This window comes from Stieleria magnilauensis (assembly GCA_007753675.1).
GTDB classification, from domain to species: Bacteria; Planctomycetota; Planctomycetia; order Pirellulales; family Pirellulaceae; genus Stieleria; species Stieleria magnilauensis.
In genome coordinates, this window is record CP036432.1 from 5,219,397 (window position 1) to 5,230,106 (window position 10,710).

5 protein-coding genes are annotated in these 10,710 nt (G+C 59.6%); all 5 read left to right on the plus strand.

The window, feature by feature from the left end; genetic code table 11:
• Positions 1 to 24 precede the first annotated feature (24 nt).
• The 5 genes from TBK1r_RS18250 to TBK1r_RS18270 all read left to right on the plus strand — a co-directional run bounded on the left by TBK1r_RS18250 (position 25) and on the right by TBK1r_RS18270 (position 10,670).
• Complete coding sequence (locus TBK1r_RS18250; protein ID WP_419581490.1) at positions 25 to 3,909, plus strand: outer membrane protein assembly factor BamB family protein; 3,885 nt, start codon at positions 25 to 27, stop codon at positions 3,907 to 3,909.
• 2 nt (positions 3,910 to 3,911) lie between these two features.
• Positions 3,912 to 4,940, plus strand: a complete 1,029-nt coding sequence (locus TBK1r_RS18255; RefSeq protein ID WP_145213627.1) for a hypothetical protein — start codon at positions 3,912 to 3,914, stop codon at positions 4,938 to 4,940.
• Positions 4,941 to 5,535: 595 nt separating this feature from the next.
• Complete coding sequence (locus TBK1r_RS18260) at positions 5,536 to 6,441, plus strand: ATP-binding response regulator (protein ID WP_145213630.1); 906 nt, start codon at positions 5,536 to 5,538, stop codon at positions 6,439 to 6,441.
• Positions 6,442 to 6,667: 226 nt separating this feature from the next.
• Positions 6,668 to 8,080 (plus strand): VWA domain-containing protein, encoded by a 1,413-nt coding sequence (locus TBK1r_RS18265; protein ID WP_145213633.1) that lies wholly within the window; start codon positions 6,668 to 6,670, stop codon positions 8,078 to 8,080.
• Positions 8,081 to 8,099: 19 nt separating this feature from the next.
• Positions 8,100 to 10,670 (plus strand): hypothetical protein, encoded by a 2,571-nt coding sequence (locus TBK1r_RS18270; RefSeq protein ID WP_145213636.1) that lies wholly within the window; start codon positions 8,100 to 8,102, stop codon positions 10,668 to 10,670.
• Positions 10,671 to 10,710 lie beyond the last annotated feature (40 nt).

Consider the following 10,710-nt stretch of genomic DNA (forward strand, 5'->3'; position numbering starts at 1 on the left):
CCATCCCACCCAATGGCTCTCTCCATGAACGTGCGAACGATCCCCGGCGTTTCAGTTCTTGCTTGTTTGTTTCTCTCGTCGTCCGTCTTGGCCGACTGGCCGGCCTACCTGAACGGCAATGATCGCGCGGGCTTCACCTCGGAGCACTTGGCCCCTTCGCTACGACAGGCTTGGACCTACCGGTCGCCGGCCAAACCGGTCAAAGCGTGGTCGGGACCGCGTGAGGATCCGATCGAAGGCCATCAGATGAAGCATCGCGTCGATTTCGATGACGCGTTGCAAGTCGTGACGGCTGACGGCCGCGTCTACTTCGGCAGCACGGTCGATCATCGATTGCATTGTGTCGACGCGAAGTCGGGGCAGCCGATCTGGGATTTTTACACCGAGGGTCCGATTCGCCTGGCGCCGACGCTGGCTCATGGCAACGTCTATTTCGGATCCGACGACGGACTGGTGTATTGCCTGCGTGCGGCGGATGGAGAAGTCGTCTGGCAAATGCGCGTCGGACCTCAAGACGATCGATTGCTCTCGCGCGGAGAAATGATCTCGCGTTGGCCCGTTCGCAGCGGTGTGCTGATCGACGGCGACACGGCCTACTTCGGTGCCGGCGTTTTTCCGCACGAAACGGTTTACCTTTGCGCCGTCAACGCGAAAGACGGTTCGATCCTGTGGCGTAATGACACGATCAGCGAGCAAGACGCCGGGCGCAACGATCTGTCGCCCCAAGGGTACTTGCTGGCCAACGACAAATACCTGTACGTCCCGTCGGGCCGGTCGCTGCCGGTGGCGATTTCGAAAGCAACCGGAACAATCGTTTTCCAACGCACGCATTCCTGGCGAACCGATGCCGGTGGTGTCGTGGGCGGAACCAAAGCGTTGTTGGGTGACGGTCAAGTCTACGCCGGTGGTCCCCATCACTTTTTGGCGATGGACCAGAAGACCGGCAACGTCGGTGAATCCTGGATCAACGGCCGCCAGATGGTCTTGGCCGGCGAGCTTGCTTATTTGATGGATGGAGAAAAGATCTTTTGCGTCAATCGCGCCGAGCACGCCAAGGCGAGCCAAGAAAAGCAAAAGTGGTTCCTGAAACTTCGCGAGCGGCCGACCACTCCCGAGAAACTTGCCCACGCCAAACAGATGATGAAGGAGGCGATGAAAGGTGGCATCCTTTGGGAGTACGCCAGCGACTTTGATGATGTCTTGATCGCAACCGAGAATGCGGTCATCGCCGGCGGTCTGAACGAAGTGGTGATGCTCGATCGATCCAACGGCGAAAAGCTGTGGCAAGCAAGCGTCGAGGGTAACGTGCGGGGACTGTCCGTCGGTGACCATCTACTGACGGTAAGCACCGACAGCGGAAACATCTACGCGTACCGAAGCGATGTGACGACGGAACAAGCCGCAACGTGGCCCGGTCCCCTCTCGGCACCGTTCCCCGCCGACGACCTGACCGAGTTCTACCAGTCGGCCGCGCGGCAGATTCTGCAGCGGAGCGGTCAGCAGACCGGTTACTGTCTCGTCGTCGGAAATGGTCGAGGGCGATTGGCGTACGAATTAGCCCTGCAAAGCGAATTGACGATTTACGCCGTCGAACCCGACGCAGAGAAGGCGGCAGCGTCGCGCGAAGCGCTCCAGCGGGCGGGCGTTCACGCCACGCGGATCACGGTGGTCAACACGCCGATCGAGGAGATGCCCTTTTCCAATTACTTCGCCAATCTGATCGTGTCCGAGTCGATGTTGCTCGATGGTCAATTGCCGGGTGATCCCGAACAGATCGCACGGCATCTGAAACCCTGCGGCGGCGTCGTGATACTGGGACGTCCGGCCGGCGCAGCGAACTTGCCGGAAATGACAGCCGCCGAGAAGACGCTTGCGTGGCTGACGCAGTTCTATCAACAGGAAGAAGGCGAAGTGGTCACGGGAGCGGATTGGCAACTGCTGCGACGTGGCAAATTGCCCGGCGCCGGGAACTGGTCGCACCAATACGGCAACGTCGCCAACACCTCATATTCCGATGACCATCGCATCCGCGACGGGCTTGGCGTGTTGTGGTACGGCGACCCCGGACCGAGCGCAATGATCAATCGTCATGAAGCGGCGGGCGCGCCGCTGTCGACCAACGGCCGGATGTTCATCCAGGGAACCGACCGGCTGATGGCTTATGACGCCTACAACGGGACTTTCTTGTGGGACTATGAAAACCCCGGCGCGATCCGTACCGGTGTGTTCAACAATCGCGAAACGCACAACCTGGCCGCCAGTGATGACGCACTCTACGTGGCGATCAACAACCAGTGCATCACGCTCGACGCCGCGACCGGAAAGGTCAAGGCAACCTACCAAACCCCCGAATCACCCGACGGCGTGCAGCGTGCCTGGGCGTACCTGGCTTACGACGACGGACAGTTGTTTGGCACCAGCACGATTCGCGAAGAACTGGAACAACGGATGCGTCGACGCGGCTTGACCGTCAAAAGTCAGACCGATGCGGTGTTTGCGGTCGATACCGAGACCGGGGAGCGGATGTGGACGTATCGCGGGAGCAATATTCTGCACACGACGATCGCGATCGGACCGGAACGGATCTATTTCATTGACAGTTCGATCACGCCCGAAGAACGTCAACAGCTGTACCTGAAAGACAAGAGCGACTTGAAAGCGTTGACCGGTGAAGCGGCTGAGCAAGCCGAAGCGGAGATGAAGAACTATGACGTGCGGTTGGCCGTGGCGCTGGATCGCCGCAGCGGCGAAAAGCTGTGGGAGAAACCGGTTAACGTCACCGACACCACCAACGTCAGTGCCGGCGGCGGCAGTTTGACCTTGATGGTGGCCGACGGCCATGTCGTGCTGTGTGGTGCCAATGCGAACGGGCACTACTGGAAACAGTTTCTCTCGGGGCAATTCGACCGCCGCAAGTTGTTGGTCCTCGACGCCGCCGATGGCACCGAACTGTGGTCCAAGAACGCCAATTACATGAATCGACCGGCCGTCGTCGGCAACGAGATCTATGCCGAACCGTGGGCGTTCAACTTGCACACCGGCGAGCCGAAGACACGGCCGCACCCGTTGACCGGCGCCGACAGCCAGTGGCGTTTTAGTCGCCCGGGGCACCACTGCGGCGTCATCACCGCGACGCCGAACATGATGTTCTTTCGCTCCGGCTTCATCGGCTATTACGATTTGTACGAGGACAGCGGCACACGGCATTTCGCCGGTCAGCGACTCGGTTGCTGGGTCAACGCCATTCCGGGCAACGGGCTGGTGATGATCCCCGAAGCCAGTGCGGGCTGTGTCTGTCAATTTTCGATCGCATCGACCGTGGTGATGGAGCCGAAAACGGAAAACAAGTCCTGGGGGATCTTCAGTGCCGTGGGTCCGACCACGCCGGTCAAACGGATCGGCATCAACTTCGGGGCGCCGGGCGACCGCAAAGAAATCGCCGGCCGGGAGTGGTTCGGCTATCCCAGACCCAGCAGCCGGGCGCGGTTGGAGTTCGTTTTTGATTTGAAACCGCAGCTGTCCAGCGGCGGGGGCTGGTACAGCCGCAATCTTGAATCGGTCGAACTGGGGGATTCGGACAAACCCTGGGTTTACGCTTCGGGGGCACGGGGACTGAAACAATTTGAAATCCCGCTGCTGGGAAAAGACGATCCGAAGGCGACGTATGACGTCAAGTTCTTGTTCGCCAACTTGGACGAATCCGATACGGGCGCGTTTGCGATCAAGCTACAATCAGAAATCGTGAAGTCAGGGATCGTCATCGCGGCGACACCGGGGCAACCGGCCAAGTCGCAAACGATTGAATTTTCCGACATCACGGTCAACGACAAACTGTTGGTTGAACTGGTTCCCGAAGATCCGTCACGGCTGCCGATCGTGTCGGGAATCGAGGTCACACGAAAGGAATAGCCATGAACCCCTCCAAACAATCACTCCCCAGCAAAGCAACCGCACTGGTGTCGACCGCACTGTTTTCGATCGCACTGCTTTCGGTCTCGTTGGCTGCGGTCGCCGATGCCTGCCAGGTCCCGGTGTTCCGCTACGCCTTGGAGCGTTGGCCGGCAGACAATTATGAGCTGGTCGTGTTGCACGACGGCCCGCTCGACGATGCGGAATCGAAACTCGTCGAGCACTTGCGGGCGTCCGATCATCAATCGGCGGTTGCAGCCAACTGCGGCGTCAGACTGATCGAAGCGGCCACGCTTCAAGACGAGCAGCTGAAATCGGCGTGGGCGGAGCATGGCCAATCCGGCAAACCGGTTTTGGTGTCGCTGTATCCCGTGACGGCTCAAGAGGTCCCCGATCGTCTGATTGCCGCGGCGCCCTTGAACTCGGAATCGGTCGGCGACCTGGTCGACTCCCCGATCCGACAGGAAATCGCAAAACGGTTGGTCGGGGGAGAGTCTGCCGTGTGGATCTTTGTGCCCTGTGGTGACCCCAAGCAAGACGAACTCGCGCTGGGCAACTTGACACGCTTCGTTGAGCAAAATGAACAATCGCTGGAGTTGCCCGAGCAGGAAGAGGTCGAAGACGAGCAGGAATTGTTGGAGCAGTCGGCGATCGACCTGCGATTGGATTTTTCGATCGTCACGCTGCGACGCGATGACCCCGCGGAACAGTTTTTGTTGAAGATGCTGTTGGCCAGTGAGCCGGATCTGGAGGGACTCGATCAACCGATGGCGTTTCCGGTGCTGGGCAGGGGCCGTGTGCTGTACGCCCTGGTCGGCAAGGGAATCTCGGAATTGACGATCGGGTTGGCCTCGCGTTTCATCATCGGCCCCTGTTCCTGTCAGGTCAAAAATCAGAACCCCGGTTTTGACCTGTTGATGGCGGTCGACTGGGAAAAGAAAATCGGTACGGCAAAGTTGAGCGACCCGTTGCCGGAGACGTCGGCGGCCCCGGTGCTGCTGACCATTCCGCCTGGACGAAAAGCCAAGTAATCCGCTGTAACTGATTGTGAATGCTGCAGTTACAACAACGAGTGTTTTTTTGGCGGGAGGGCGTCAGTGGGATGTCGATTGAGTCGATGTTCTGAATTCAGCGCCATGATCTTAGCCCGACGCGTGAGCGAGGGACGCCGCACTGCCCCTTGCTGACGCACGCGGGCTTCAATCGACAGCCCGAGACCGCGATTCGAAGCGTCGTTTTCTCTCGGTGGGGCCCGAAGCCTCGCGCCCGTCGGCTGAGATTCGTTTGACATCAGCCGGTTCGCGCCAGCGTCCGGGCGCCCCTCACTGTCGATTGAACGGTATTGGGCTCGCGACGTTTCGCTAATTCCCTCCCGTGCCAAAGTCGGTGGCATGGGGCGCGTTCGGTCGGCCTTTGGGGTAAGAAAGGATTCGCTCGAGCCGATCGCAACTGCTGCGTGAGCGTGGAAAAACCGCGGTTCTGATCCGGTGCCGCGTCGGCGATCCGAGGCGGAGTCTCCGCTGAGAGTTCCCCCGGCGGGTCAACGGCGTGTCGATAAGGTATCATCAAAGTCTTATCCTATTGCCCGCCGGGACCATTTATTTGATTCCACCAAGGTTGCTTTCCATGACCACCGTCCTGATCGTCGATGATTCCGCCGTCTGCCAGCGAGTCGCCGGCGCCTGTGTCCAAGCGGCTGGATGCGACGTCCGCTATGCCGCCGATGGATGTGAAGCCCTTGAATCGGTCAACACGGAAAAGCCCGACATTGTGTTGACGGACCTGCAGATGCCCAAAATGGACGGGCTGGAGCTGGTCGAACGACTTCGCGACGTGTATCCGCAATTGCCGGTGATCCTGATGACGGGATTCGGCAGCGAAGAGGTGGCCGCCCGCGCGCTGCGGGCCGGGGCATCAAGTTATGTGCCCAAGGAGAACCTCAGCAAAGGACTCAGCGAAGCACTCCGCACCGTCATGTCGGTGGTGCATGCGATTCAGGAGCGGGAAAAGGTCTTGGCCTTCTTGGAGGAGAGCCAGTCCCGTTTCGTTTTGGGGTATGAACCCGGTGGGACCCAAGCGTTGGTCGGCTATCTGCACGAACAACTGAAGCTGCTGAACTATTTTGACGAATCGACATTGGTGCAACTGACGACTGCGCTCAGCGAATCGATCACCAACGCGATCGACCACGGCAACCTGGAATTGGACTCCGACTTGCGTGAAGAGGACGACGGTTCCTATCGTGATCTCGGTGAAGAGCGGATTCAACAGCCACCGTATTGTGATCGGCGGGTGACCGTGATGGCGACGTTGACACAGTCCGAGGTCAAGTTTGTCATCCGAGACGAGGGGCCAGGATTTGATCCGTCGTCCTTGCCCGACCCGACCGACCCGGAGAACTTGCTCAAGGCCAGCGGCCGCGGCATCATGCTGATTCGTACCTTCTTAGACGAAGTCACGTTCAGTGAAAAAGGCAACGAAGTCACCTTGATCAAACGTCGCGATTCCATCGACGGCGACGCGGAGAGCTGAGACAACCTCGCAGGCGGGGTTCGACCCCCGTCTGGATTCTGATTTCGACGGCGACGTGGACGGGCAAGACTACGGTCGATTTGGAATCCGGTTTCTGAGGACGATGCCGCATTGACGCGTGATTCACCGGTTCTGCCGGCTTTATTGAGTTCATCGTGATGCCGACGCACGTTCGACTCGGGAGTGCAGCCGGTGGTCTGTTCTTTCTTCTCGTCCGAGGTGATTCGTGCCCGATCTCGTCACCGTATCCAACGGCAAACGTTTCTTCCGCATTCCGACCGAACAGCTTTCCCAGGCTCGTCGCGCGGGGTTCTACCGGCCGGCGGTGTTGAGTCGAACGATTGTGTCGGACGGGACACAGATCTTCGAGATCCCGATCAGCGATCTCTCGGCGGCGTTGGCCGACGGGTTTCGCGACGTGCTGGCGATTGAACGACCGTCGATCGTTTGCGATCCCATCGACTCGACCAGCAGGTCCCCCGACGAGCGTGGCAGCGGGGGGGCCGATGCGGCCACGACCGAAACCGAATCAGAGGGCATCTCCGCCTATCGCCGAGCGGAGTTGGAGCAGCAGGCCTTGCACGAGCAGCTGCGAGCGGACGTCGACGCAGCCTCGTTGATCTGGAAACCCGTTGCACTGATGCGGCTGTGGTGGTTCGAGCGGCGTGAGGGATTGGTGGCGCAATTCCGAACCAGCGGATTGAGCATCGCGTTGCATGTCGCGCTGTTGTTGCTGTTATCGACCATCTTCTTGGTCGAGGAGCAAATCACCAAGCCGGACATCATCACCGTCTCCACCGCCGTCGAAGATGCGATCGAAGAAGTCGTGATCGAGCAGGTCGAGTTGGAGGTGACCGAACCGGTTGACGAGGTGGTCGAAGAAGTCAGCGAGTCGATCGAAGTGCTGTCGGAAGTCACCGAGCAATTTGTGTCGGTCGACTTGAGCGACTCCCTTGACGGCAATCTGCTCGCCGCGCCCGCCAGTTCCTCCGGCGATGGCGAGGCGATGGAAAAACCGGCCAAAGCCAAGGTGCAATTCTTCGGTTCAAAGACCGAGGCAATTGATTTTGTGTTCGTGATCGATAATTCCAACAGCATGACGCAGGGGCGTTTCGAAACCGCCCTGAACGAACTGGTCAAAGCGGTCGACAAGCTCAACAAACGTCAAAAGTTCTACGTGATTTTCTACAGCGACACCGCCTATCCGTTGTTTCATCCCTACGCCCCAAAAACGCTGGTCCCCGCGACGCCTCAGAACAAGCAACTGCTGGTCAAGTGGTTGCAAACGGTACCGCTGTGCCTGAGAACCAACGGCAAAGAAGCGCTTCAGCTCGGGTTCGACCTCAATCCCGATGTCATGTTCGTGCTCGGCGACGGAGCGTTCACCGACGGAGCCTCCCGGTACTTCAGCGAGCGACCGAACAAGAAAGTGGTGGTTCACACCTTGGGGATGGAGGTCAGCGGAAAGAACGCGCAAACGTTCAAGCAACTTGCCGCCAAACATCGCGGCACCTACCAAGACGTCGGGGTTCATCCGCAAGCCGCACTGATCGCCAAACAGTTACCTCGCCCACGACTGAAAACCAGAAACGGGTACTGGGGATTAAAATTGCCGGCTAACAACAAAAAGATGCAGTAGCTCCGAGTGTGGACGCCGAATGACTGATCCCCCTTCCTGGCGCTCGCGTGCAAAGACTTTGGCGCCCGGACGCTCGGCCAAAAAGCAGGCGACCAAGCCGGCCGAAAAGCCGACTGCGAAGCCGCAGGCCGAAAGCGCGCCGGAACCACGCGCTGAGCCCCCCGCAGCCGACGCGTTGCCCGCAGGTTGGCAGACGCTCGACGCGACGACGGCCATGGAATTGCTGTCGACGAACACCGGATCCCAAAGCGATGCCGCCGACACCGATGCCGCTGCGGCCAATGCGTCTGAGGCCAATGCGTCTGACACCGATGCGTCAGACGACCAGGCAACGTCGTCGCCGCGCCGACGCAGACGGTTTTCATGGGTGGAATGGACCGGAATCGCGGCCGTCTTGGGATTGCTGATCGCCGCGATGCTGATGTACCTGCAGCGACCGCAAGCCGAGCAGTCCGCCGCCGAAAACGCTGCAGTCCTCGCCGAAGCAACTGCACCGCCGGCCGTCGATGCCCCCACGGCCCCCGCCGGCGCGGATCCGTCCTCGTCGCCTGCCACGGCCGCAAAGTCGGCAGGCCCAACGACGGCCAAGTCAATCGCTCAAGATGTCCTTGCCGACGCCGGTGACGGTTCGTTTGCGCTACAGAGTTCTGGCGTCGTCGCGGAATCGAAAATGCCTGTTGCTCGCCAGCCCGATCCAACCGTCGAAACTGCGCCCGGCGGTGAACCTCCGCCCTCCAAACCAACCAAGGCTTCAGCGCGTTTTCCGCGAGCCCCCAACCCCGATACGCTCATCCCGCTCGATCGCACCCCGATCGAGCATGCCGCGGAAAAACCGATGCGGGCACCGCTCTCCTTGCCGCAGCGTTCTCCTGCATTCGTGTCCTTTGAACGAGTCTATGCGGTCGCTTTCGAAACGCATCAAAGTTACCTCGGCCAGAAACGGTCGGCTCCGTCGTCGCCCGAGACCGAAGCGCTGTTGGGTGAATGCATTGTGTTGTTCGATCAGTGTCTCGGACGACCGGCCGATGAATCGACGCTTGAACAACGCCATCAAATCGCGTCAACACTCGCGGTCCTCTATTTCGACGCCGGTCACCTGTACGCCGCCGGTGTCTATGGTTTGCACGTGACACGGTTCGCAGATCCGACGCAACCGGTCGCCAAGGCGGCCGCGACGCTCGCCTTTGCCGCCTTTCAAGAAGCACATCAAGTGCACTACACCGGTGCGGATCGTTCGGGTGACCTGCATCAGCTTGAGCACCTCTGTGATCTGATCGCAAGCCGCGGCATCAAACACCCCCAACTGGACACGATGCGTTTTGCGACCGCTCAGTTTTATCAGCGCGACGGATTCCATCTCAAGGCCGCGCAAACCTACCTCAAAATCCCCAAGCGTTCACCTCTCTATGCAAAGGCTCAGCTGGCCGCCGGTAGAGAGTTCTGGGCCGAGGCGGTGCGGCGTGACAACGAAGGGATCAACAAACAACGTGCCGCGATCGTCAGCTGCGCGGCGAAATACCTGCGCGGCGCCATCGACCAAATCGATACCAACAGCGATATCACGGCACCCGTATTGGCGGGAATGTTTTCGCTCGCCGAGATCTCATTGATGCGTGACGATCCACGGCAAGCGATATCGTTGCTCGATGGAAAACAGGGCGTTTTGGAACTGGCGAAGAAGGTGAAGCTGTCAAAGGAATTCGTCACCGCCGCCGAGGAATGTCTGTTTCAGGCCTATTCGCAATCCGGCGACGTGAAGGGCATCCAGTCGTCGATCGCGGCCTTGTCAAAACGTTATGGCCCTCGCGGCAAGGAGCGGATCGCGAGCCTGCAGACGAAAGTCGCAAGAGACTTTGTGGACAACCTGGATCCCGATCAACCGGTGTCGGCCGTTCAAGCCGATCAGCTGGAGACGCTGATGCGATCGATTCTGGATCCCAAGCGGAGCCCCTCGACCAACGTGATCCTATGGGCCGCAGAAACCTGGTCCGAACTGGCAACGCGCGCCAGTGATCAAAACGTCGTGATGCAGTGTCATCGGCGTGCAGACGAATTGCTTCGCCGCGCGTCCGAATCAAACGAGCTGACCGCGGCAGAGAAAATGACGCTGCATCTGAAACGTGTCGATCTGGCGCAGCGATCCGGAAACGCCGGGCGAACGATCTCGCTGTTGTCCGAGATCTTGCGTCAATCGCCGGCCGCGATCGAACTGCAGATCAAGGCGGCCGAAGTGCTGACCGAAGACGCCAAGGTGACCGGGGACGCCGTCCGTTTCGCCGAAGCGATCGCAGGACGCCAAGACGATGCGATTTGGGGCTGGGCGAAACTGACCAACACGCTGGCGAGAATGCACTTTGACAGCGAAGACAAAACGCGATACCTCGATCGACTGCTCAGTTCCGGTTTTCACCTCAACGAAAGTCGCATCCTTCAGGCTCGGGCGACGCCCCCCGGCGACCAACGGCGTCGTTTGCTGGACGATTCGAAAAAGCATCTGCGACAGCTGATCGCGACGTTTGCCCAATCGTCAGACGAATGGATGGATAAACTGCAAACGCTTGAAACGATGATCGAGCAGAGCGAGCGGTAACGGGTGAGTCTGTGGCGGTTCGGCTATACTGTTCGCTGGC

Excerpts from the sequence above, each read along its gene's own strand:
- TBK1r_RS18255 (WP_145213627.1), top strand. The coding sequence starts at position 3,912 with ATGAACCCCTCCAAACAATCACTCCCCAGCAAAGCAACCGCACTGGTG.
- TBK1r_RS18270 (WP_145213636.1), top strand. The coding sequence starts at position 8,100 with ATGACTGATCCCCCTTCCTGGCGCTCGCGTGCAAAGACTTTGGCGCCC.
- TBK1r_RS18250 (WP_419581490.1), top strand. The coding sequence starts at position 25 with ATGAACGTGCGAACGATCCCCGGCGTTTCAGTTCTTGCTTGTTTGTTT.
- TBK1r_RS18260 (WP_145213630.1), top strand. The coding sequence starts at position 5,536 with ATGACCACCGTCCTGATCGTCGATGATTCCGCCGTCTGCCAGCGAGTC.